Origin of the sequence: Burkholderia sp. BCC0397 (genome assembly GCF_902832865.1) — a bacterium.
In the GTDB taxonomy this organism is placed as follows: domain Bacteria; phylum Pseudomonadota; class Gammaproteobacteria; order Burkholderiales; family Burkholderiaceae; genus Burkholderia.
On sequence record NZ_CADFDL010000004.1, the window covers coordinates 527,432 to 549,326 of the forward strand.

General features: G+C 68.1%; 20 protein-coding genes, 1 pseudogene and 1 riboswitch. Of the genes and pseudogenes, 6 read left to right on the forward strand and 15 right to left on the reverse strand.

Annotated elements, in window-relative coordinates:
• Positions 1 to 42: 42 nt before the first annotated feature.
• The 8 genes from lnt to HWX03_RS16585 form a co-directional block, all read right to left on the reverse strand.
• Complete coding sequence (gene lnt, locus HWX03_RS16550; RefSeq protein WP_175871896.1) at positions 43 to 1,743, reverse strand: apolipoprotein N-acyltransferase; 1,701 nt, start codon at positions 1,741 to 1,743, stop codon at positions 43 to 45.
• A 52-nt stretch (positions 1,744 to 1,795) separates the two neighbouring features.
• On the reverse strand, positions 1,796 to 2,683 hold the full coding sequence (locus HWX03_RS16555; RefSeq protein WP_059504489.1) for a transporter associated domain-containing protein: 888 nt from the start codon (positions 2,681 to 2,683) through the stop codon (positions 1,796 to 1,798).
• Between the two features lie 295 nt (positions 2,684 to 2,978).
• The gene (locus HWX03_RS16560; protein WP_171984331.1) at positions 2,979 to 3,128 is read right to left on the reverse strand and encodes a hypothetical protein; all 150 of its coding nucleotides are present in this window, start codon (positions 3,126 to 3,128) and stop codon (positions 2,979 to 2,981) included.
• A gap of 53 nt (positions 3,129 to 3,181) precedes the next feature.
• Positions 3,182 to 3,814 (reverse strand): gamma-glutamylcyclotransferase, encoded by a 633-nt coding sequence (locus tag HWX03_RS16565; RefSeq protein WP_175871897.1) that lies wholly within the window; start codon positions 3,812 to 3,814, stop codon positions 3,182 to 3,184.
• A 12-nt stretch (positions 3,815 to 3,826) separates the two neighbouring features.
• Positions 3,827 to 4,603 carry an rRNA maturation RNase YbeY gene (gene ybeY, locus HWX03_RS16570; RefSeq protein ID WP_175871898.1) on the reverse strand — a complete coding sequence of 259 codons (777 nt, stop codon included), beginning with the start codon at positions 4,601 to 4,603 and terminating at the stop codon, positions 3,827 to 3,829.
• A 152-nt stretch (positions 4,604 to 4,755) separates the two neighbouring features.
• Entirely contained in the window at positions 4,756 to 5,802 is a 1,047-nt protein-coding gene (locus HWX03_RS16575; RefSeq protein ID WP_174433585.1) for a PhoH family protein, read from the reverse strand.
• Between the two features lie 33 nt (positions 5,803 to 5,835).
• Entirely contained in the window at positions 5,836 to 7,209 is a 1,374-nt protein-coding gene (miaB, locus tag HWX03_RS16580; RefSeq protein WP_175871899.1) for a tRNA (N6-isopentenyl adenosine(37)-C2)-methylthiotransferase MiaB, read from the reverse strand.
• A gap of 214 nt (positions 7,210 to 7,423) precedes the next feature.
• The gene (locus tag HWX03_RS16585) at positions 7,424 to 8,356 is read right to left on the reverse strand and encodes a LysR family transcriptional regulator (protein ID WP_174433583.1); all 933 of its coding nucleotides are present in this window, start codon (positions 8,354 to 8,356) and stop codon (positions 7,424 to 7,426) included.
• 147 nt (positions 8,357 to 8,503) lie between these two features.
• On the opposite strand from HWX03_RS16585, the gene HWX03_RS16590 reads away from it, so the two are divergent.
• The 3 genes from HWX03_RS16590 (at position 8,504) to ribB (ending at position 11,739) form a co-directional block, all read left to right on the forward strand.
• Positions 8,504 to 9,679 carry an MFS transporter gene (locus HWX03_RS16590; protein WP_174388580.1) on the forward strand — a complete coding sequence of 392 codons (1,176 nt, stop codon included), beginning with the start codon at positions 8,504 to 8,506 and terminating at the stop codon, positions 9,677 to 9,679.
• 217 nt (positions 9,680 to 9,896) lie between these two features.
• Positions 9,897 to 10,583 (forward strand): XRE family transcriptional regulator, encoded by a 687-nt coding sequence (locus HWX03_RS16595; protein WP_174433581.1) that lies wholly within the window; start codon positions 9,897 to 9,899, stop codon positions 10,581 to 10,583.
• Positions 10,584 to 10,761: 178 nt separating this feature from the next.
• A riboswitch (FMN riboswitch) is annotated at positions 10,762 to 10,910 on the forward strand.
• A gap of 118 nt (positions 10,911 to 11,028) precedes the next feature.
• On the forward strand, positions 11,029 to 11,739 hold the full coding sequence (gene ribB, locus HWX03_RS16600; protein ID WP_012329192.1) for a 3,4-dihydroxy-2-butanone-4-phosphate synthase: 711 nt from the start codon (positions 11,029 to 11,031) through the stop codon (positions 11,737 to 11,739).
• An 81-nt stretch (positions 11,740 to 11,820) separates the two neighbouring features.
• On the opposite strand, the gene HWX03_RS16605 is transcribed toward ribB, so the two are convergent.
• The 5 genes and pseudogenes from HWX03_RS16605 to glpD all read right to left on the reverse strand — a co-directional run bounded on the left by HWX03_RS16605 (position 11,821) and on the right by glpD (position 16,943).
• Positions 11,821 to 12,507: an HAD-IA family hydrolase gene (locus HWX03_RS16605; RefSeq protein WP_175822450.1), complete on the reverse strand. Its 687-nt coding sequence runs from the start codon at positions 12,505 to 12,507 to the stop codon at positions 11,821 to 11,823.
• Positions 12,508 to 12,695: 188 nt separating this feature from the next.
• Positions 12,696 to 12,899 (reverse strand): annotated as a pseudogene (locus tag HWX03_RS16610) (Gfo/Idh/MocA family oxidoreductase); the annotation flags it as partial.
• A gap of 116 nt (positions 12,900 to 13,015) precedes the next feature.
• Entirely contained in the window at positions 13,016 to 13,732 is a 717-nt protein-coding gene (locus tag HWX03_RS16615; protein WP_011353113.1) for an MIP/aquaporin family protein, read from the reverse strand.
• Positions 13,733 to 13,812: 80 nt separating this feature from the next.
• Positions 13,813 to 15,315, reverse strand: a complete 1,503-nt coding sequence (gene glpK / locus HWX03_RS16620) for a glycerol kinase GlpK (protein WP_174434835.1) — start codon at positions 15,313 to 15,315, stop codon at positions 13,813 to 13,815.
• A gap of 104 nt (positions 15,316 to 15,419) precedes the next feature.
• A complete protein-coding gene (gene glpD, locus HWX03_RS16625) occupies positions 15,420 to 16,943 on the reverse strand; it encodes a glycerol-3-phosphate dehydrogenase (RefSeq protein WP_175871900.1) in 1,524 nt (507 codons plus the stop codon).
• 162 nt (positions 16,944 to 17,105) lie between these two features.
• Here glpD and HWX03_RS16630 point away from each other — a divergent pair, with 162 nt between their 5' ends.
• The gene (locus tag HWX03_RS16630) at positions 17,106 to 17,474 is read left to right on the forward strand and encodes a hypothetical protein (RefSeq protein ID WP_175871901.1); all 369 of its coding nucleotides are present in this window, start codon (positions 17,106 to 17,108) and stop codon (positions 17,472 to 17,474) included.
• A 93-nt stretch (positions 17,475 to 17,567) separates the two neighbouring features.
• Here HWX03_RS16630 and HWX03_RS16635 read toward each other — a convergent pair whose 3' ends face one another.
• Together HWX03_RS16635 and HWX03_RS16640 are read right to left on the reverse strand one after the other, a co-directional pair.
• Positions 17,568 to 17,765: a hypothetical protein gene (locus HWX03_RS16635; protein WP_006477892.1), complete on the reverse strand. Its 198-nt coding sequence runs from the start codon at positions 17,763 to 17,765 to the stop codon at positions 17,568 to 17,570.
• 301 nt (positions 17,766 to 18,066) lie between these two features.
• Entirely contained in the window at positions 18,067 to 18,846 is a 780-nt protein-coding gene (locus HWX03_RS16640) for a DeoR/GlpR family DNA-binding transcription regulator (protein ID WP_034208319.1), read from the reverse strand.
• Positions 18,847 to 19,057: 211 nt separating this feature from the next.
• On the opposite strand from HWX03_RS16640, the gene HWX03_RS16645 reads away from it, so the two are divergent.
• Positions 19,058 to 20,698 (forward strand): gamma-glutamyltransferase family protein, encoded by a 1,641-nt coding sequence (locus HWX03_RS16645; RefSeq protein ID WP_175871902.1) that lies wholly within the window; start codon positions 19,058 to 19,060, stop codon positions 20,696 to 20,698.
• 326 nt (positions 20,699 to 21,024) lie between these two features.
• Positions 21,025 to 21,852, forward strand: a complete 828-nt coding sequence (locus HWX03_RS16650) for a ferritin-like domain-containing protein (protein ID WP_006484464.1) — start codon at positions 21,025 to 21,027, stop codon at positions 21,850 to 21,852.
• Positions 21,853 to 21,895 lie beyond the last annotated feature (43 nt).

Sequence of the window (21,895 nt, forward strand, 5' to 3'; positions counted from 1 at the left end):
TCGCGGTCACGGGCCGCCGCGCGCGGCAGCGGCCCCGTTGCGTCATTGCGCTTCGTCGTCGCCGGGCTGCCGGCTATTGCGCCGGCGCAGCCCGGGCCCGAACGTGAAGCCGAACGCGAGCAGCACGAACGACACCGCGAGCACGATGTTGTTGCCGCTCGTCACGTACGGCGTGAAGCCGCTCGTGCCTTCGATCCGCACGTCGAGCGAGCCGATCGTGAACGGCTTCAACTGGCCGAGCACGCGGCCGTGCGCGTCGATCGCGGCCGTCATCCCGGTGTTGGTCGAACGCAGCATCGGCCGGCCCGTTTCGAGCGAGCGCATCCGGGCGATCTGCAGATGCTGGTCGAGCGCGATCGTGTCGCCGAACCACGCGAGATTCGTCACGTTGACGAGCACGCCGGGCGGTTGCGGGTTGTCGCGGATCGTCGCGGCGATTTCCTCGCCGAACAAGTCCTCGTAGCAGATGTCGGCCATTACCGGCTGGTTGTGCACGAGGAACGGCTTCTGCACCGGCGCGCCGCGCGCGAAGTCGCCGAGCGGCATCTTCATCAGGTTGACGAACCAGCGGAAGCCCCACGGAATGAATTCGCCGAAGGGCACGAGGTGATGCTTGTCGTAGTGATAGATGTCGCGCGAATTCGGCGTCACGCCGTACAGGCTGTTCGTGTAGTCGACGTAGTGGCGGTCCTCGGTCACCGACGCGCCGACCGCGCCGAACAGCACGGCCGACCCGGTCGTGTCGCTGAACTTGCGGATCGCGACGGCGAACGGTTCGGGCAGTTCCTGGATCATCACCGCGATCGCGGTCTCGGGCGTGACGATCAGGTCGGCCGGCTTCTCGACGATCATCTGCTGGTACATCTTGATCGCCGCGTCGATGCCTTCCTGCTCGAACTTGATGTCCTGCTTCACGTTGCCCTGCAGCAGCCGCACGGTGAGCGGTGCGTTCGCGGGCACGGTCCACGTGACCTGCGACAGCCCGAGGCCGGCCGCGACGAGCGCGACGGCGATGCCGGCCGGCGCCGCGATGCGCACGCGGGCGTTGCCGTTCGATGCGCCTGCTCCGCTGTCACGCACCGGCGACGGGCGGGCGGCGGCGAGCGCCTGCACGACCAGTGCGGCGAACAGCGCGAGCACCCACGCGATCCCGTACACGCCGACCACCGGCGCAAAGCCCGCGAACGGGCCGTCGACCTGCGGGTAGCCGCTGCCGAGCCAGGGAAATCCGGTGAACACGGTGCCGCGCAGCCATTCGCCGAGCGCCCACGCGCTCGCGAATGCGAACGCGCCGTGCCAGGTCGGCGAGAACGGCCGCGGGTCGGGGTCGCGGCGATGCCACGCATGGCCCGCGCAGAACGACCACAGCCCGGCCGAGAACGCCGGGTACAGCGACAGGTACAGCGAGAACAGCACGAGCGCGCCGCCCGCGAGCGGCGCGGCCATCTCGCCGTACACGTGCATGCTGATGTAGAGCCACCAGACGCCGCTGATGAAGTTGCCGAAGCCGAACGCGCCGCCGGTGAGCGCGGCGCCGCGCCAGCTCGACGTGCGCGTCAGCTGCGCGAAAAACCAGACGAATACGACGAGTTGCAGCCAGCCGCCATGCGGCGTGGGCGCGAAGCTGAGCGTATTGGCCGCGCCGGCGAGCAGCGCGGCCGGATAGTGCCAGCGCGGCAGCGCGCGGCCGGGCGCCGGCGCGAGAAGGCCGCCAGCCGGGCGGGACGGGATCGGATCGTCCATGTGAAGCGGAAGAGGGCGAACGGTTGAAGGAGGCGCGGCTGGCGCGGTACGGTCAGTCTTCGTGCGAGGTTTCGGCGCGACGGCTGGCGAGCGGGTTGCGGCGCACCAGCAGCACATGAACCTGGCGCGCATCGCCGCGCTGGATTTCGAACACGAGGTTGCCGAGCTGCAGCTTCTCGCCGCGGTGCGGTACGCGTCCGAAATGATGGGTGATCAGCCCGCCGATCGTGTCGACTTCGTCGTCGGGGAAATCGGTGCCGAACACCTCGTTGAACTGCTCGATCTCGGTGAGCGCGCGCACGCGGTAGCGGCCGTCCGGCCCCGAGATGATGTTGCCGGCTTCCTCGTCGAAGTCGTATTCGTCCTCGATGTCGCCGACGATCTGTTCGAGCACGTCCTCGATCGTGATCAGGCCCGCGACGCCGCCGTATTCGTCGACGACGATCGCCAGGTGGTTGCGGTTCACGCGGAAGTCGTGCAGCAGCACGTTCAGGCGCTTCGATTCCGGAATGAACACGGCCGGGCGCAGCATCCCGCGCACGTCGAACTCTTCCTCGGCGTAGAAGCGCAGCAGATCCTTCGCGAGCAGCACGCCGATCACGTTGTCGCGGTTCTCCTCGTACACCGGATAGCGCGAGTGCGCCTTTTCGAGGACGAACGGGATGAAATCCTCGGGCTTGTCGGCGATGTTGATCGCGTCCATCTGCGCGCGCGGCACCATGATGTCGCGCGCGCACAGATCGGAGACCTGGAACACGCCTTCGATCATCGACAGCGAATCGGCGTCGATCAGGTTGCGTTCGTGGGCGTCCTGGAGGATTTCCAGCAACTCGCCGCGGGATTCGGGCTCGGGCGAGATGAAGTCGGTCAGGCGCTCGAGCAGCGAGCGCTTTTCTTGCGGTTTGTCGGTTGGCTTACGACTGGGATACGAATCGTTCATGGTGGTGCGCCCGGGTCATGCCGGGGCGCGCGGTCACGGAGTAGGCAAGGATACACCAAGGGCACGACGCGGCCGTGTCACCCGGCCGCACGGCCAGGATGGGCGGCTCGCGCGGGCCCCGCTCGCGGACGGCCGCGCCGGGCGCGACGTCGTCCTCGGGTCCATCCTATCGCAGAAAGAGCTGGCGGGGCGCGGCGGCCAAAAAACGGCGGCGGGAACGGCAGCGCGTCCCGACGCGGGAAACGGCCGGTGACGGCGGCATTCTGCCGCAGGCGGGCGCCGCCGGCGCCGATGCTCAGAACCGCATGCCGGCCGAGCAGCCGCCGGCGGCCGCGCCGTTGGTCGCGGCGCCGCCGCAGCCGAGTATCCCGCAGCCGGACAGCGCGACGCTCGCGGCGACGAGCAGCGCGGCGATCCTGCAACGCGACCAGCGTGACGGTTTCATCGGGCGTGTCCTCGTGCGGATGCGCGGGCCGGCAGGCCGCGCGTCGTGTCGGATCACCGGCATCGCGCCAGCAACCCTTCCAGCGCGCGGTCGGGGATGCCGCTCGCGCGCAGCGCGTCGACCGTGCGGCTCACGTAGTCGAGCGTCGTGCCGTAGCGGCCGGCCGCGCAGCCGAACACTTCCTTCACGACGGGGTCGGTCAGCTTGCCCGTATAGGTCGGTGCGTCGCGGCGCATCACGAACGCGAGCGCGTTCACGCGTTCGCCGGTCTCGAGCGAGCACGGCAGCCACGCGGGCCGGTACGAGCCCATCGGCATCTCGCGCTTCCACAAGGTCTCGAGATGCGGCTGCGCGGTCGGCCCGGAGAGCCGGAATGCGATGCCCGAGCACGAGCCGCCGCGATCGAGCGCGAGCACGAGGCCCGGCCGTTCGGGCGTGCCGCGGTTCACGCGCGACCACAGGTAGAGCCCGCGGTGATAGCCGTGCACCTTGCCGCGCACGGCGGCGACGGTCGGCAGCCCGGGGTTCCAGATCAGCGAGCCATAGCCGAACAGCCAGAGATCCTGTCGGCCGTCCCAGTCGCGCATCGTGTGCGCGAGCGACGCCGCGAGCTCGTCTTCCGTCAGCAGACGGCCTTCGCCGATCGATGGCGGGTAGGCGGGCGGCAGCATCGCGGGGTTACGCATCGGGCGAACGGCTTACTGGTACGGGTTCGGGAAACCCAGTTTCGCGAGGATGTCGACTTCGAGCGCTTCCATTTCGGCCGCGTCCTCGTCGCTCGTCTCGTGGTCGTAGCCCTGCGCGTGCAGCGCGCCGTGCACCAGCAGGTGCGCGTAATGGGCCATGAGCGGCTTGCCCTGGTCGTGCGCTTCCTTCTCGACCACCGGGCAGCACAGCACGAGGTCGCCGATCACGGTGCCGTCGGGCGCCGGGTCGTACGCGAAGGTCAGCACGTTGGTCGGATAGTCCTTGTGGCGGTAGCCGGCGTTCAGCGTACGGCCTTCGTTTTCGCCGACGAAGCGCACGGTGAGCTGCGCGCTCGCGAACAGCGCCGGCTCGATCCATTCGGCGATCAGCTTGCGTTTGGGCAGCGTCTTGCGCACGTCGCTCGTGATTTCGTCACCGTACTGCACGGACAGGTCGAATTCCAGCGCGCGCGGCTCGTCTTCGGGGTCGTCCTCGCGCGGCGCGAATTCGGCGCCGACGTGCAGCGTCACGCTGTCGTAATGCTCGGGCTGCAGCGCGAGCTTCGCGCGCATCGCCGGATCGTTGTGCTGCGCGACGATCGCGACAGCCGCATCGCCCGAGCTGCCCGACAGGTCGAACATCAGGCTGCGGCCGTCCGGGAAGTCGATCCGCAGCCCTTGCGCGTTGACGGTCCGGGCTTTGCCCTTCGCGTCGAACAGCGAAAGGCGGGGGGATTCGGACGCGGCGGACGGGGCGCGGCCGGACTTGCGGGAACGGGAGGATTTCATGACGCGTGCGGCGATTGGGACGCGTTGAGGATACACCAAACGGCCGATCGCGCCCGAATTCGCCCGGGCCGCGCGCGGGCGAAAAAAAGCCCGGCGCGCCGTCTGGCGGGCCGGGCCGGCAGGCCGGGGGGGCTGCGCGCGGGCGCCGCCGCTCAGCCGTCCTGATGCTGCGCGTGGAATTCGTCGTACGCCTCGACGATGCGCGCGACGAGCGGATGGCGCACCACGTCCACGCTCGTGAAGCGCGTGAGCGCGATGCCGCGCACGCCGCCGAGCACCTGCTGCGCCTCGACGAGGCCGCTCTTGTGGCCGCGCGGCAGGTCGACCTGGCTCGTGTCGCCGGTCACGACCGCCTTCGAGCCGAAGCCGATCCGCGTGAGGAACATCTTCATCTGCTCGGGCGTCGTGTTCTGCGCCTCGTCGAGGATGATGAACGCGTGGTTCAGCGTGCGGCCGCGCATGTACGCGAGCGGCGCGATCTCGATCATCTGGCGCTCGAACATCTTGGCCGTCTTGTCGAAGCCGAGCAGGTCGTACAGCGCGTCGTACAGCGGCCGCAGGTACGGGTCGACCTTCTGCGCGAGATCGCCCGGCAGGAAGCCGAGCCGCTCGCCGGCCTCGACGGCCGGGCGCGTCAGCACGATCCGCTTGACCTGGTCGCGCTCGAGCGCGTCGACCGCGCACGCGACCGCGAGGTAGGTCTTGCCGGTGCCGGCCGGCCCGATGCCGAACGTCACGTCGTGCGACAGGATCTGCTTCAGGTATTCGCGCTGGGCGGGCGTGCGGCCGCGCAGGTCGGCGCGCCGCGTGTAGAGCTTCGGCCCCGGCTCTTCGTCCGGCTCGCTGGCGTCGAGCTGCGCGACGGGTTCGTCGAACGGATGGTCGGGGTCGCCGCGAAAGCGCACGTCGAGCGGTTCCTGGCGGCCGTTGCCGGCCGTGTGGCGCACTTCGACCAGCGCGAGCTGGATGTCGTCGACCGACAGCGGATCGCGCGCGCGGTTGTAGAAGTTTTCGAGCGCGGCGAGCGCGAGCTTGGCGCCGCGCCCGCGGATCGTGATCCGGTGGCCGCGCCGCGCGAGCGTGACGTCGAGCGCCTGTTCGATCTGCCGCAGGTTTTCGTCGAGCGGGCCGCAGAGGTTGGCGAGGCGCGCGTTGTCGTCGCGCGGGGCGGTGAATTCCAGTGCTTGGACGGTCTTCAAAGTAGCGTCGGGCTCCTGTCGGGCGTCAGTCGGTCAGTGGGTGGCCGTGCTCGCGTCGTCGCTGACGAGCACGAGCTCGCCGCGCAGCGAGTGCGGGTACGCATGGTTGATCTTCACGTCGATCATCTGGCCGATCAGGCGCGGGTGCGACGCGAGCGGCGCCGGGAAATTCACGACCCGGTTGTTCTCGGTGCGGCCCGCGAGTTCGTTCGGGTCCTTGCGCGACGGGCCCTCGACGAGAATCCGCTCGACCTTCCCGACCATCGACTGGCTGATGCGCGCGACGTTCTCCTCGATCGTCGCCTGCAGATGTTGCAGGCGTTTGAGCTTGACCTCGCGCGGCGTGTCGTCGTGCAGGTTCGCGGCCGGCGTGCCGGGGCGCGGGCTGTAGATGAACGAGAAGCTGGTGTCGTAGCTCATCTCGTGCACGAGCGCCATCATCTTGTCGAAATCGTCCTCGGTCTCGCCGGGGAAGCCGACGATCATGTCGGTGGACAGCGACAGGTCGGGGCGGATCGCGCGCAGCTTGCGGATCACCGACTTGTATTCGAGCACCGTGTAGCCGCGCTTCATCGCCATCAGGATGCGGTCGGAGCCGTGCTGGACCGGCAGGTGCAGGTGGCTCACGAGCTTCGGCACCTTCGCGTAGGTGTCGATCAGGCGCTGCGTGAATTCCTTCGGGTGCGACGTCGTGTAGCGGATCCGCTCGATGCCGGGGATGTCGGCGACGTATTCGATCAGCGTCGCGAAATCGGCGATGTCGGTCGAACCGGCCGTCAGCGCGCCGCGGTAGGCGTTCACGTTCTGGCCGAGCAGCGTGACTTCGCGCACGCCCTGGTCGGCGAGGCCGGCCACTTCGGTCAGCACGTCGTCGAGCGGGCGCGACACTTCATCGCCGCGCGTGTACGGCACCACGCAGTAGCTGCAGTACTTCGAGCAGCCTTCCATGATCGACACGAACGCGCTCGGCCCCTCGACGCGCGCGGGCGGCAGGTGGTCGAACTTCTCGATTTCGGGGAACGTGATGTCGACCTGCGCGCGGCCGCTCGCGCGGCGCGCGTCGATCATCTGCGGCAGGCGGTGCAGGGTTTGCGGGCCGAACACGAGGTCGACGTACGGCGCGCGCGACACGATCGACGCGCCTTCCTGGCTCGCGACGCAGCCGCCGACGCCGATCAGCAGGCCCGGCTTCGCTTCCTTCAGCTCGCGCACGCGGCCGAGATCGGAGAACACCTTCTCCTGCGCCTTTTCACGCACCGAGCACGTGTTGAACAGGATGATGTCCGCGTCTTCCGGCGTGTCGGTCTTTTCGAGGCCTTCGGCCGCGTTGAGGACGTCCACCATCTTGTCCGAGTCGTACTCGTTCATCTGGCAGCCGAAGGTCTTTACGTAAACTTTCTTGGTCATGGGGATTCGCCGTTCGCAGTGGTTGACCTGGGGGCGTCGTCAAGAGTGAATCGGGACGGCCGTGCGCTGCACGCGAATCGCGCGCATCCAGCAGGAGAGGCCGTCGGGAAAGCCTTCCATTATAGCTTTTCACGCCACGACGGACGGGCGGCCGGTTGCGGGCGCGCGACGCCGGCTTCCGGGTTCCGACCCCTCGATGGCGGCGGGTCGACCGTCAGCGGCATGCGTTCAGCAGGTCGTCGAGCGCGGCTTCCTCGCGCGCGAAGCGTTCGGCGAGAAAGTCGAGCAGCACGCGCACGCGCGGCGCCATGTAGCGCTTGCTGTGATAGATCGCGTGCAGCGGCGCGTCCTGGTGCCGCCAGTCGGGCAGCAGCACGCGCAGCCGGCCCGCGCGGACGTCGTCGGCGATGTCCCACAGCGACTTCAGCGCAATGCCGTGGCCGCGCAGCGTCCATTCGCGCGTGAGGCCGCCGTCGTTGGTCTCGAACGCGGTCGCGACGGGCACCGTGTGGATCTGCACTTCGTCGCCGCGCGTGAAGTGCCAGGTGTTCATCGGACCGGACGCGATCGTGATCACGTTGCACGGAAAGCGGGCCAGATCGTGCGGATCGGCCGGCACGCCATGACGTTCGACGAACGACGGCGCCGCGCACAGTACGCGCCGGTTGGTCGCGAGTCGGCGGGCGATCAGCGCGCCGTCGGGCGGCGCGGCGAAGCGGATCGCGAGATCGATCTCGTCCTGCCACAGGTTCGACGACGAATCGGACGCCGTCAGCGAGAACGTGACGCCCGGATGCAGCGTCGTGAATTCGTCGAGCCAGTCGAGCAGCTGGTGGCGGCCGAAATCGGACGTCGACGACAGCCGCACCTTGCCGCTCACGACGTTGCGGCCTTCCTGCAGCATCGCATCCGCGTCGTCGAGCGCCTGCAGCGCCTGGCGGCAGCAGTTCAGGTACAGCTTGCCTTCGTCGGTGAGCCGCAATTGCCGCGTCGAGCGTTCGAACAGCCGCGTCGCGATCTTCGCCTCGAGCTTCGCGAGCCGCGCGCTCGCGGCGGCCGGCGTGAGGTTCAGCTTGCGCCCGGCGGCGGACAGGCTGCCGAGCTCCGCCGCCTCGACGAACAGCCGGATGTCGCCCAGTCGATCCATGCGATTTTCCAGAAATATTTGAAAATGGTTCAAAAGCCACGCCAATTATCAAATATAGGCGTCTTCGGGACAATGCGCGCACATCCCGCTTTCTTGTGCGGTGCGGCACCGATCCTGCGCCGCGGCCGCCGCCTTCCGGAGAACGTCATGCCCATTCCGTTACTGGCGCTCGCGATCAGCGCGTTCGCCATCGGCACCACCGAATTCATCATCATGGGCCTCTTGCCCGAAGTCGCGCACGACCTGGCCGTGTCGCTGCCGTCAGCCGGCCTGCTCGTCACCGGCTACGCGCTCGGCGTCGCGGTCGGCGCGCCGCTGCTCGCGGTGCTGACGAGCCGCATGCCGCGCAAGGCCGCGCTGCAGTTGCTGATGGCGATCTTCATCGTCGGCAACGTGCTGTGCGCGACCGCGTCCGGCTACGCGATGCTGATGGTCGCGCGCGTCGTCACGTCGTTCGCGCACGGCTCGTTCTTCGGCATCGGCGCGGTGGTCGCCGCGTCGCTCGTGCCGGCCGACAAGCGCGCGAGCGCGATCGCGCTGATGTTCACCGGGCTCACGCTGTCGAACGTGCTCGGCGTGCCGTTCGGCACGTTCGTCGGCCAGTTGCTCGGCTGGCGCGCGTCGTTCTGGATCGTCGCCGCGCTCGGCGTGCTCGCGCTCGGCGGCGTCGCCGCGCTGGTGCCGAACCGCCACGACAGCGGGCCGGTCGGCCTCGGCCACGAAGTGCGCGTGCTGAAGGAGCCGCAGGTGTGGCTCGCGCTGCTGATGACCGTGCTCGGCTTCGGCGGCGTGTTCGTCGTGTTCACGTACATCGCGCCGATTCTGGAAACCGTGTCGGGCTATTCGCCGCGCGCGGTCGCCTTGATCCTCGTGCTGTTCGGCGCGGGGCTGACCGTCGGCAATACGATCGGCGGCAAGCTCGCCGACCGCGCGCTGATGCCGTCGCTGATCGCGATCCTCGTCGCGCTGATGGCCGTGATGGCCGTGTTCGCGAAGACCAGCCACCTGCCGGTCGCGGCCGCCGTCACCGTATTCGTCTGGGGGATCGCTGCGTTCGCGACGGTGCCGCCGCTGCAGGCGCGCGTGGTCGAGAAGGCCGCGAGCGCGCCGCATCTCGCGTCGACGCTGAATATCGGCGCGTTCAACGTCGGCAACGCGGGCGGCGCGTGGCTCGGCGGCCTCGCGCTGGAACACGGCTTCGCGCTCGATGCGCTGCCGTGGGTGGCGGTCGCGGTGACGTTCGTCGCGCTGCTCGTCACGTGGTTCGCGATGCGGCTCGACGCGCGCGGCCCGGCGCGCGGCGCGGCGCAGGCGGCGCAGTGAGCGTCGCCGTGGCGCCGTGCGCGGCGACGCCATAGCGGCAGGAAAAGGTTCGCGAGAAACGCATTCCTCCGCGATGCTGATAACGGTGTGAAGATAACTTCGTTTGCCCGTGCCAGGCCGGGTGATAGCGTCTCGATACGCGCCATGACTGGCGCAACCCGATTCCATTCCGGCTTACCCCCTACGCAGGGCCGCGCAGCGGCCCGGAGGCAATGCTATGTCTTCATCCCTGGCGCTCGTGCGCGACGTGTCTTCCTTCGAGTCCGGCAATGCTGCCGACCCGCGCGCGTCCGCGTCGCTCGACGCGCTCGAGCAGGTCGTCGGCGTGAATCTCGCGCGCTTGCGCGCCGAGCGGCAACTGTCGCTCGATGCGCTCGCGCGGCTGTCCGGCGTGTCGCGCGCGATGCTCGCGCAGATCGAATCGGCGCGCAGCGTGCCGTCGATCAAGGTGCTCTGCAAGATCGCCGCGGCGCTGAAGGTGTCGGTCGCCGCGTTCCTGCGACGCCATGCGGTGAACGGTTTCGAGCACCTGGCGGCCGAGCGCGCGTCGCGCGTCGTCAGCTCGAACGGCCGCTTCTCGGCACGTGCGCTGTATCCGGAAGGCGAGCCGGCCGCGGCCGAATTCCACGAGCTGCGGATCGCGCCGCTGCATACGGAGCCCGGCGCGCGTCGCGCACCCGGCACGACGGTCAACCTCGTCGTCAGCGAAGGTACGCTCGAAGTCAGCGTGCACGACCGCCGCCAGTTGCTCGCGACCGGCGACGCGATCGTATTCGATGCCGATCAGCCGTACAGCCTGCGCAACCCGGGCGACAGCGAGGCGCGTGCGTTCCGCGTGACGGTGAGCCCCGAGGTGCCGCCGCGCTGGCTCGTGCCCGATGCGGCGCACGCGGCCGTCAACTGATCGCGCGGGCCGCGCGGCGCGACTGCGTTCCCCGACTGTCGCGGGATCGCGGGTTCGCCCGTCGGCCGTTCGGACGACGCCGTTAGACGGGGTCGTCAGTAAGGTTTTACGCTGCGCGTCGCGCGCGGCTGTTGTATGCTTGGCCCGCCGGTGACGGGGCGTTCCCGTCCGGCAATCAGTGCGTCTTCAGGGCGGGGCGAAATTCCCCACCGGCGGTAGGCTGGCGTAAGCCGGCGAGCCCGCGAGCGCCCGCGCATCCGCGCGGGGTCAGCAGATCTGGTCGAATGCCAGAGCCGACGGTCACAGTCCGGATGAGAGAAGATGTGCAGATAGTCATGTCCGTCAGGGCCGCTTCGCGCTGCATGCGAAGCGGGTTGTCGTTCTGTCTGTTTGCAATGCCCTGAAACGTTTTTCGCCCAAATCGTCTTTGCGAGGAGCGTTTCACATGTCCTTGATGTCCGTTTCGTCGGCACCCGCCGACGCCTTTGCCGATCTCCCTCTGCTGGATTCCGAACCGGTGCCGCCGCGCATCGCCGCTGCGCTCGATGCGATGCGCGCTGGCCGCGCGGTCGTGCTGCAGGACGACCACGACCGCGAGAACGAAGCCGACCTGATCGTCGCCGCCGAGCGCATCACGCCCGAGACGATGGCGCTGCTGATCCGCGAGTGCAGCGGCATCGTGTGCCTGTGCCTGACCGACGACACGGTGCGCGCGCTCGAGCTGCCGCCGATGGTGCAGACCAACGAAAGCCGCAACGGCACCGCATTCACCGTGTCGATCGAGGCGCGCGAAGGCGTGCATACCGGCGTGTCGGCGGCCGATCGCGTGACGACGATCCGCGCGGCGATCGCCGACGGCGCGAAGCCGCACGACATCGTGCGCCCCGGCCACGTGTTTCCGTTGCGTGCGCAACCGGGCGGCGTGCTGGCGCGCCGCGGTCACACCGAGGGCACGGTCGACCTGTCGATCCTCGCGGGGCTGAAGCCGGCCGGCGTGCTGTGCGAGCTGATGAATCCGGACGGCACGATGACGCGCGGCGACGATGTCGAGCGCTTCGCGCAACGGCACGGGCTGCCGATGCTGACGATCGCGGAGCTCGTCGCGTTCCGCGAGGCGCTGGCGGCGGCGCGCGAACGCTGCTGCGAGCCGGCCTGAGCGAAGCAAGGGCGGGCGCGTTCGCGCGCCCATGGCGCGGCCGGATCGATCCAAGCGGACCCGATCCGGCCCGAATGACGATCAGGACTGCACGTCGCCGAACTCGCCGCGCATGCCGGCTTCGACGAGCGCCGGCAGTTCATCCATGTTGCGCATGATCCGCGTGATGCCCATCGCGCGCAGCGCGTCCGCGTAGTTGTCGGGGATGTGGCTCGCGCCGACGAACGCGATCGTCTTCATCCCGGCCGCCCGCGCGGCATTCAACCCCGAGATGCTGTCCTCGACGACGACGCAGCGCGCCGGCGCGACGCCGAGCGTGTGCGCCGCGTGGAGGTAGACGTCGGGGTAGGGCTTCGGCCGCGCGACCTGTTCGGAGCTGAACACCCGCTCGCCGAAGATCTCGGTGAGCGATGCGCGCTTCAGCGAGCTGCGCACGCGCACGAGCCGGCTGTTCGACACGACGGCGGCCGGCAGCGTGACCTTCAGCAGCGCGTCGCGCACGCCGCTGATCGGCGCGAGCGATTGCGCGAGCGCGACTTCGATGTTGTGCTCGATGGTCTCGATGAAGTTGGCGGGCATCTCGATCCCGAAGCGGGATTCGATGCCGGTGAGGAAACGCGACGTCTGCTGGCCGAATGCCGACTTCGCGGCGGCTTCGAAATCGAGGTTCGGGAACGTGGCGGACAGCGTGTCGAGCAGCACGCGGTCGGCGATGACTTCGCTGTCGACGAGCACGCCGTCGCAGTCGCAGATGAGGTGATCGAGCATGATGATGAAAACGCGGGAAATCGGCGACGCCGATCGATTCGCCATCATACGTGCTTTCACACGCAGGCCGCGCGACGTGGCGGCAAATTTGCCCGATGCGGCTGCGCCGGTGCGGCATGCCGTGCCGGTGTGCCGCCGATCGCGCGGCGGCGGCCTGCTTGCCCGGATCGCGGCCGCCGTTTGCCGCGTTACAGCTCGATCACGCGCCCCGTTTTCCACGACGTCATCGCGGCTTCGGCCAGTTCGAGCGCGGCGAGCCCGTCGTCGATCGTCGTCCTGACCGGCGTGCCGTCGCGCAGCGCGTCGACGAAATGCGCGATCTCGGCCGCGTACGCGTGCCGGTAGCGTTCGAGGAAGAACGGCTCCGGCACATCCGTCGCGATGCCGCCCGAGTTGCGAGTGTAGTCGGCCGGCGGCGCGCCCGGGACGCGGCTCGTGACGGCCGGTAGAGAAAAGAGGCGAGTGAAGCGCGCGGCAGTGCAGGCCGCGCGCTTCGTTCAGACCGCGATCAGGCCATCGCGTGCAGGCGCAGATACAGCCCGGCTGCCGCCGCGCCGCCGAGCAGCGGGCCGACGACGGGCACCCATGCATAGCGCCAGTCGCTGTCGCGCTTGCCGGGAATCGGCAGCAGCGCATGCATGATGCGCGGCGACAGGTCGCGCGCGGGGCTCATCGCATAGCCGGTCGGGCCGCCGAGCGAGATGCCGATGCCGAGCACCAGCAGGCCGACGGGCAGCGCGTCGAGTGCGCCGAGGCCGACCTGCGGCGACGCGAGATACAGCACGCCGAGGATCAGCACGAACGTGCAGATCGCTTCGGTCAGCACGTTGTGCGTGACGCTGCGGATCGCCGGCGCCGTGCAGAACACCGCGAGCTTCAGGTCCGCATCGGCTTCCTTAGCGAAGTGCTGGCGATACGCGAGCCACACGAGCAACGCGCCTGCCATCCCGCCGAGCATCTGCGCGAGGATGTAGCCGCCGACTTTCGACCACGCGAACTTGCCCGCGAGCGCGAGGCTGATCGTGACGATCGGGTTCAGGTGCGCGCCGCTGAACGACGCGGTCACGTAGACCGCGACGAACACCGCCATCGCCCAGCCCATCACGATCACGATCAGGTCCGCGCCTTTGCCCTTGGTCTTGGCAAGCAGCACGTTTGCGACCGCGCCGTTGCCGAGCAGCACGAGGATCGCCGTGCCGATGAATTCCGCAATATAAGGTGACATGTTGTCTCTCGTAGATTGCGGCGGACTCGCGCGCTGCGCGGTCCGCCGGTGTTGTTGTATTTCGTTCGAGGGTGTTGCGGTTACTGCGTGTCGTCGGCCCATGCCTTCGCGGCGCGTACCGCGCGCTGCCAGCCGGCCATGCGCTGCTCGACCTGCTCCTTCGGCATCGACGGTGCGAAGCGGCGATCGAGCTGCCACTGGTCGCGCACTTCGTCGAGGTTCTTCCAGTAGCCGATCGCGAGGCCCGCGAGGTAGGCCGCGCCGAGCGCGGTCGTCTCGGTGATCTGCGGACGCACCGCGTCGACGCCGAGCAGGTCGGCCTGGAACTGCATCAGCAGGTCGTTCGCGCTCGCGCCGCCGTCCACCCGCAGCTCGCCGATGCTGATGCCCGAATCGGCTTCCATCGCGGCCAGCACGTCGAGCGACTGGTACGCGATCGCATCGAGCGCCGCGCGGGCCAGATGCGCGGCGCTCGTGCCGCGCGTGACGCCGAACACCGAGCCGCGCGCCCGTGCGTTCCAGTGCGGCGCGCCGAGGCCGGCGAACGCGGGCACGAGGTAGACGCCGTCGGTATGCGGCACGCTCGCGGCGAGCGCTTCGATTTCCGCGGCCGTCTTGATGATGCCGACGCCGTCGCGCAGCCACTGCACGACCGCGCCCGCGATGAAGATGCTGCCTTCGAGCGCGTACTGCACGTCGTCGCCGATCTGCCATGCGATCGTCGTGACGAGGTTGTTCTTCGACTCGATCGGCTTGTCGCCGGTGTTCATCATCAGGAAGCAGCCGGTGCCGTAGGTGTTCTTCACCATGCCCGACGTCGTGCACATCTGGCCGAACAGCGCCGCGTGCTGGTCGCCGGCGATGCCCGCTAGCGGGATCTTCGACGCGAACACGGTGGTCTTCGTGTGGCCGTAGATTTCCGACGATGCCTTCACTTCCGGCAGCATGCTGCGCGGGATGTCGAGCAGTTCGAGCAGCTCGCTGTCCCACTCGCGCGTGTGGATGTTGAACAGCATCGTGCGCGACGCGTTGGTCACGTCGGTCACGTGCAGTTCGTGCTTCGTGAAGTTCCACACGAGCCAGCTGTCGACGGTGCCGAACGCGAGCTTGCCCTGGCGCGCCTTGTCGCGCGCGCCCGGCACGTTGTCGAGGATCCAGCGGATCTTCGTCGCGGAGAAGTACGAGTCGATCGGCAGGCCGGTCTTCGCGCGCACCTTCGCTTCGAGGCCCTGCTTCTTCAGCGAATCGCAGAAGTCGGCCGTGCGGCGATCCTGCCAGACGATCGCGTTGTAGACGGGCTGGCCCGTCTCGCGATCCCAGACGATCGTCGTTTCGCGCTGGTTGGTGATGCCGATCGCGGCGATCGACGTGCCGTTCAGGCCCGTGCGGGTGACGGCTTCCGCGGCGACGCCGGCTTGCGTCGACCAGATTTCCTGCGGGTCGTGCTCGACCCAGCCGGGTTGCGGGTAGATCTGTTCGAATTCCTTCTGGGCGATCGATACGATATTGCCCTGGCGATCGAACAGCATCGCGCGGGAACTCGTGGTGCCCTGGTCAAGCGCGAGGATGTACTGGTCCTGCATGTCTCTCATCTCCATCCGTGGATTGGCTTAGTTGTGATGCGCGCCGCATGTGGGCGGCGCGTCGGTGAATCAACGTCGGTCAGGCAACTGCAACTGCATTCGAATCAGGCGTGCGGCGCATGCGCGGCGGCGAACCACGCATCGACCGCGGCGGTCACGGCGTCGAGCGTGCCGGGCGCGACGTGCAGCCCGAGCTTCGAGCGGCGCCACAGCACGTCCTGCGCGCAGGTCGCCCATTCGGCGTCGCGCAGGTAGCGCAGTTCCGCGTCGTGGATGCCCGGCGCGATTTCGGCGCCCAGATCGGCAAGCGACTTCGCGCCGTCGATCACGCGCTCCGCACGCGTACCGTACGCGCGCGCATAGCGGCGCGCGAGTGCGGCGGGCAGCCACGGGTGGCGTTTCGCGAACGCGCCGGCGAACGCGTCGAACTTCGCGTTCGCGATGTCGCCGCCCGGCAGCGCGACGCCGGCCGTCCAGGTCTTCGCGTCGCGGCCGAGCGCGCGGCACAGCATGTCGCCGGCTTCTTCCGCGAGCTTGCGGAACGTCGTGATCTTGCCGCCGAACACCGACAGCAGCGGGGCGCCCGCGCCGTCGTCGAGCTCGAGGCGATAGTCGCGCGTGACGGCCGATGCGTTCGCCGCATTCTCGTCTTCCAGCAGCGGGCGCACGCCCGAATAGGTCCAGTGCACGTCGGCCGGCGAGATCTTGCGCTTGAAATAGCGGTTGATCGAATCGCACAGGTACTGCGTCTCGTCGCGATCGATCGCGACCTTCGCGGGATCGTTCGTGTATTCGACGTCGGTCGTGCCGATCAGCGTGAAGTCGTGCTCGTATGGAATCGCGAAGATGATCCGCTTGTCCGGATTCTGGAAGATGTACGCGTGATCGTGGTCGAACAGGCGGCGCGTGATGATGTGGCTGCCCTTCACGAGCCGCACGCTATGATGCGCGCCGCGGCCGAGCGCGCCGTGCAGCACGTCGCCGACCCACGGGCCGGCCGCGTTCGCGATCGCGCGCGCATGCACGACGCGGACCGAGCCGTCGGCCTGCTGCAGCCGCGCTTCCCATTCGTCGCCGCGGCGTTCGGCGGAAACGAGCTTCGTGCGCGTCAGGATCTCGGCGCCGCGCTCCTTTGCATCCATCGCGTTCAGCACGACGAGGCGGGCGTCGTCGACCCAGCCGTCGGAATACACGAAGCCGCGCTTGATCGAGTCGATCAGCGGCGCGCCGGCCGCATGGCGGCGCATGTCGATGCCGCGCGAGCCGGGCAGCAGTTCGCGTTTCGCGAGGTGATCGTAGAGGAACAGGCCGATGCGGATCAGCCAGGCCGGGCGCAGGTTCGGCATGTGCGGCATCACGAAGCGCAGCGGCCACATGATGTGCGGCGCCGCGCGCAGCAGCGTCTCGCGTTCCTGCAGCGCCTTACGCACCAGCCCGAACTCGTTGTACTCGAGGTAACGCAGGCCGCCGTGAATCAGCTTCGTGCTGGACGACGACGTGTGCGACGCGAGGTCGTCCTGCTCGCAGAGCATGACCGACAGGCCGCGGCCGGCCGCATCGCGCGCGATGCCCGCGCCGTTGATGCCGCCGCCGACGACGAGCAGATCGTAGCGATTCGGTTGGGTCACCTGCTGTCCTTATCGTCTGTTGAAATATGGCGAACATGAAATGTTCGAATTCGAAATTTAACGAACGGAATCGAAAAAGTAAAGTTCGAAAAAGCGGGGCCAGTAGCGCGCGACACGATCCCGGACGATACTGGCGGAGTCGACCGTTTCGCGAGGTGAATCATGCGTATTGGGATGTGGGCCGGCATGTGCGCCGTCCTTCTGGCGGGCTGCAGCGCGGGGACGCCGCCGCTCGCCGGCAACTGGCGGGCGCCGTCGTTCGTCGACCTGCAGACGTTGTGCGGCGGCACGGCGCGCGACTGGGGCGCGGACGCGCAGCCGGTCTATTCGACGCTGTACGACGCGTACGTGGCGAAACGGTATCGCGGGCTGACCGAAGCGAACTATTGCGCGTTCGTAAACGAACTTTCGACCCACTATGTGGCGCCCGACGCGGCGGCACGCGCCGGCTGGATCGCGTATTTCAACGGCGCACGCGCACAGGCCATCAGCTGGCGGGCGGCGGTCGATCCGACGCTGCGCGGCGGCTGAAGCCGGCGGCGGCGAACGGGCAGAGGGATGGCAGGAACGACCGCGCGGCCGGAGTCCGGCCGCGCGATCAGGTCAGGTCAGGAACAGCGGGGCTTACGAATAGCGGTACTTGATGGATCGCAGCGCGGCGTCGCCGGTCTCGGTCACGCAGTATTTGCGCCCCGAGCCGAGCCCTTCCAGGCGGACGAGTTGTTGTTCGAGCAGGATGTCCAGTTCATCCCGATCCATGTCGCGCTGGTCAGGCGCGTCCTTTACAAGCAAGAGCGTGGCGAATTCATGCGGACTCAGCATCGTTCTCTCCATGGCAATCGGACTGCCCGCGCGGCCGGCGCATACGCCGCCGCGCGATACCCCGCAGGGGTATGGCTTGGGGGGAAAGCTGTATTCGCCGGCCCTGCAATTCGCACCGCCCTGGCACAGGCGGCTCGGCGAACGGGCCGGGGAACTGGAGTCTAGTCGAGCGCGCAGGCAACGACAAATCGTGCCCCGTTAATTTTCCGTTTGACAGAAAGGGCCACCACAAGCGGTCCGCGCGCGGCGCCAACTTCTTGATTTCACTTGAAGTTTCAGGTGCGGTGCAGCATCGCAAGCGTCATTCCGCGACGTACACCTGGGTGCCGGCGGCGGCCACCGTATCGGCCATGTCGGGCGGCAGCGGCTTGTCGGTGAAAAGCGCGTGCACCTGGCTCAGATGGCCCTGGCGCACCAGCGCCGGGCGGCCGACTTTCGAATGGTCGGTCACGAGGTAGACCGTGCGCGCATGCTGCATGATCGCCTCGGCGACGCGCACCTCGCGCGTGTCGAAATCGCGCAGCGTGCCGTCGGCCTCGATCGCCGACGTGCCGATGATCGCGTAGTCGACCTTGAACTGGCGGATGAAGTCGATCGCGAGCTCGCCGACGATGCCCTTGTCCCACGGCCGCACGATGCCGCCCGTGATCAGCACCTCGCAGTCGGGGTAGCCGCTCATCATCGACGCGACGTTCAGGTTGTTCGTGATCACGTGCAGCCCGTGATGGCGGTTCAGCGCGCGCGCGACTTCCTCGGTCGTCGTGCCGAGGTTGATGAACAGCGACGCCTGGTCGGGGATGTGCGACGCCGCGAGCGCCGCGATGCGCCGCTTCTCGTCGTGGAACATCCGCTGGCGCGCCGTGTACGACACGTTCTCCGAGCTGGTCGGCAGGCTCGCGCCGCCGTGGTAGCGGCGCAGCAGGTTCAGGTCGGCGAGCCAGTTCACGTCGCGGCGGATCGTCTGCGGCGTCACCGCGAAGTGCGCGGCGAGATCGTCGACGGTCACGAAGCCGTCGCGCTGCACCCATTCGAGCAGTTCCTGCTGGCGCGCGTTGAGGGTGAGGCGGGGATCTCGGGTCATGGCTCGATGGTCGTGTCGTGAGACGGAGCGGGTATTGTAAGGGCGGCAACGGCGTTCGGCCGGCCCGCCGGACGTCGGTGCGCATCATTAATGTGGAAATTGCATGGATTCATGTGACAAATGAATTTGTGCGATTGCGCTGATCGCGCTGCAATGGCGGATTGCCCGCTCATGCGGGCGGGTTCATTCGGCTTTCGACGAGGTGGTATCGATGACTGATTTCAACTGGCACAACCCGTATCCGTCGACCCGTATTCCGGTGTTCGCGCGCAACGTCGTGTCGACGTCGCACCCGCTTGCCGCGCAGGCCGGGCTGCGGATGCTGTGGAAGGGCGGCAACGCGGTGGACGCGGCGCTGGCCGCCGCCGCCGCGATCACGGTCGTCGAGCCCGTGTCGTGCGGGCTCGGCGGCGATGCATTCGCGCTCGTGTGGGACGGCGAGCGGCTGTCGGGGCTCAATGCATCGGGCGTCGCGCCGGCCGCCTGGAACGTCGACTACTTCCGCAAGCGCCATGGCGAGGACGCGCGCGGCATCGCGAACAAGCCGACGCGCGGCTGGGACACCGTCACCGTGCCGGGCGTGATCGCGGGCTGGGAAGCGCTGCACGCGAAGTTCGGTTCGCTGCCGTTCGCGGACCTGCTCGAGCCGGCGATCGAGATCGCGGAGCGCGGCTATGCGGTGCCGCCGATCGTCGCGCACAAGTGGGCGGCGGCCGTTCCCGAGCTGCAGGGCCTGCCGGGCTTCGCGGACACCTTCATGCCGCGCGGCCGCGCGCCGCTCGTCGGCGAACGCGTGTGCCTGCCCGGTCATGCGCAGACGCTGCGCACGCTCGCGAAGGACGGCGCCCGCGCGTTCTACGAAGGCGCGCTCGCCGAGCGTATCGCCGCGTTCGCGCGCGAAGGCGGCGGGGCGCTGACCGAAGCCGACCTGCGCGCGTACCGGCCGGAATGGGTCGAGCCGATCGGCAAGCGCTTCGGCCGCCACACGATTCACGAGATCCCGCCGAACGGGCAGGGCATCGCCGCGCTGATCGCGCTCGGCATCGCCGAGCATGCGGGCGCGACCGAATGGCCGGTCGACTCGGTCGATTCGCAGCATCTGCAGATCGAGGCGATGAAGCTCGCGTTCGCGGATGTCTATCGCTACGTCGCCGATCCGCGCGCGATGGGCGTCACGCCCGAACAGATGCTCGACGATGGCTATCTCGCCGAACGCGCGAAGCTGATCGATCCTGCACGTGCGACGCACTTCGCCGCCGGCCGCCCGCATTCCGGCGGCACGATCTACCTGTCGGCGGCCGACGAACGCGGGATGATGGTGAGCTTTATCCAGTCGAACTACATGGGCTTCGGTTCGGGGCTCGTGGTACCCGGCACCGGCATTGCGCTGCAGAATCGCGGGCACGGCTTCTCGATGGACCCGGCTTCGCCGAACGTCGTCGCGGGCGGCAAGCGGCCGTTCCACACGATCATCCCGGCGTTCGTCACCGAGGAAGCCAACGGCCGCACCGAGGCCGTGATGAGCTTCGGCGTGATGGGCGGCGACATGCAGCCGCAGGGCCACCTGCAGACCATCGTGCGGATGCTCGGCTATGGCCAGCAGCCGCAGGCCGCGTGTTGCGCGCCGCGCTGGAAGGTCAACCGCGACTTCACGCTCGACGTCGAGGTGACGATGAACCGCGCGACGGTCGACGCGCTGGCCGCCCGCGGCCATACGATCAAGTCGATCGACGATCCTTACATGGATTTCGGTTCGGGGCAGTTCGTGTGGCGCCTCGATCCCGACGATCCGGAGCGCGGCTACGTGGCCGCGAGCGACAGCCGTCGCGACGGGCTGGCGGCCGGTTTCTGACGGATCGCTTCCAGCTTTCCCGGCAGTTTTCCCGCATCACGGGCGGCCCGGCGGCCGCCCGTTTCGTTTGGCGCGGCGCATACCATCGAATGCGCGCAAGCGGTTTGAAGGTCTCGTCTAACGAACGGCAACAGGCGCCGTGGAACTGCGCCTGTCGGGGATGGTCAGTGCTTTGGAGCACGAACATCAAAGTCCGGCTAAGATGCCAGGATGGTTCGGCCGGACCGATTCACTATAAACGCATGTAAAACGCCGCCCGCGGATCGGCTGGCGCCTGTGCCCCAGGCATGGGCCGGCCTCCGCGCGACGACTGGGAGCGCACCACCATGGACACCAAAACGACGCATGTGATGCCGTGGCGTATCGAGGACATCGATCTGAACCGGATCGATCGTCAGCGTGCCGCCGCGAACGAGGATCTGCTGCTGCTGCTGTGCGCGTCGTCGTTCATCGAAAGCGGCTCGGATCTCTATACGAGCAATCTGAGCGAATTCTTCAATGACGATCCGGAAGTCTCCGCATGGCTCAACAATGCATGGGAGCACGAAGAATTGCAGCACGGCCGCGCGCTGAAGGCGTACATCGCGCACGTGTGGCCCGAGTTCGACTGGGATACCGCCTTCGCGAATTTCTTTGCCGAGTATTCGAAGACCTGCTCGGTCGAGGCGTTCGAAAAAACCCGCGCGCTCGAAATGGTCGCACGCTGCGTCGTCGAGACGGGCACGGCCACGCTCTATCGCGCGATCAACGAATGCTCGGACGAGCCGGTGCTGAAGGAAATCACCGACAACATCCGCACGGACGAAGTGCGTCACTACAAGCACTTCTTCAAGTTCTTCAAGAAGTACAACCAGGTCGAAGGCAACGGCCGGCTCGCGGTGCTCGGGGCCCTCGCGCGCCGCGTGATGGAAATCAAGAACGAGGATTCCGAGATCGCGCTGCGCCACGTATTCGCGATCCGCTATCCGGACCGCGTCGGCGACAGCCAGTACAACCGCGAGCGCGCCGCGCGCATCAATTCGCTGGTCCGGCGCAACCTGTCGGCCGACATGTGCGTGAAGATGCTGCTCAAGCCGCTCGACCTGCCCGCGAAGATCCAGCCGGGCGTCCACTATCCGCTCACGAAGATCACGCGGCACGTGTTCCTGCGCTGATCGCTGCGGCGGGGCCCGTCGCGCGTATGCTGGCGCATCCTCA

What these genes read in the sequence shown, in the direction of transcription:
- lnt (WP_175871896.1), bottom strand. Translation starts at nt 1,743, where the DNA reads ATGGACGATCCGATCCCGTCCCGCCCGGCTGGCGGCCTTCTCGCGCCG.
- HWX03_RS16555 (WP_059504489.1), bottom strand. Translation starts at nt 2,683, where the DNA reads ATGAACGATTCGTATCCCAGTCGTAAGCCAACCGACAAACCGCAAGAA.
- HWX03_RS16560 (WP_171984331.1), bottom strand. Translation starts at nt 3,128, where the DNA reads ATGAAACCGTCACGCTGGTCGCGTTGCAGGATCGCCGCGCTGCTCGTC.
- HWX03_RS16565 (WP_175871897.1), bottom strand. Translation starts at nt 3,814, where the DNA reads ATGCGTAACCCCGCGATGCTGCCGCCCGCCTACCCGCCATCGATCGGC.
- ybeY (WP_175871898.1), bottom strand. Translation starts at nt 4,603, where the DNA reads ATGAAATCCTCCCGTTCCCGCAAGTCCGGCCGCGCCCCGTCCGCCGCG.
- miaB (WP_175871899.1), bottom strand. Translation starts at nt 7,209, where the DNA reads ATGACCAAGAAAGTTTACGTAAAGACCTTCGGCTGCCAGATGAACGAG.
- HWX03_RS16585 (WP_174433583.1), bottom strand. Translation starts at nt 8,356, where the DNA reads ATGGATCGACTGGGCGACATCCGGCTGTTCGTCGAGGCGGCGGAGCTC.
- HWX03_RS16590 (WP_174388580.1), top strand. Translation starts at nt 8,504, where the DNA reads ATGCCCATTCCGTTACTGGCGCTCGCGATCAGCGCGTTCGCCATCGGC.
- HWX03_RS16595 (WP_174433581.1), top strand. Translation starts at nt 9,897, where the DNA reads ATGTCTTCATCCCTGGCGCTCGTGCGCGACGTGTCTTCCTTCGAGTCC.
- ribB (WP_012329192.1), top strand. Translation starts at nt 11,029, where the DNA reads ATGTCCTTGATGTCCGTTTCGTCGGCACCCGCCGACGCCTTTGCCGAT.
- HWX03_RS16605 (WP_175822450.1), bottom strand. Translation starts at nt 12,507, where the DNA reads ATGCTCGATCACCTCATCTGCGACTGCGACGGCGTGCTCGTCGACAGC.
- HWX03_RS16615 (WP_011353113.1), bottom strand. Translation starts at nt 13,732, where the DNA reads ATGTCACCTTATATTGCGGAATTCATCGGCACGGCGATCCTCGTGCTG.
- glpK (WP_174434835.1), bottom strand. Translation starts at nt 15,315, where the DNA reads ATGCAGGACCAGTACATCCTCGCGCTTGACCAGGGCACCACGAGTTCC.
- HWX03_RS16630 (WP_175871901.1), top strand. Translation starts at nt 17,106, where the DNA reads ATGCGTATTGGGATGTGGGCCGGCATGTGCGCCGTCCTTCTGGCGGGC.
- HWX03_RS16635 (WP_006477892.1), bottom strand. Translation starts at nt 17,765, where the DNA reads ATGCTGAGTCCGCATGAATTCGCCACGCTCTTGCTTGTAAAGGACGCG.
- HWX03_RS16640 (WP_034208319.1), bottom strand. Translation starts at nt 18,846, where the DNA reads ATGACCCGAGATCCCCGCCTCACCCTCAACGCGCGCCAGCAGGAACTG.
- HWX03_RS16645 (WP_175871902.1), top strand. Translation starts at nt 19,058, where the DNA reads ATGACTGATTTCAACTGGCACAACCCGTATCCGTCGACCCGTATTCCG.
- HWX03_RS16650 (WP_006484464.1), top strand. Translation starts at nt 21,025, where the DNA reads ATGGACACCAAAACGACGCATGTGATGCCGTGGCGTATCGAGGACATC.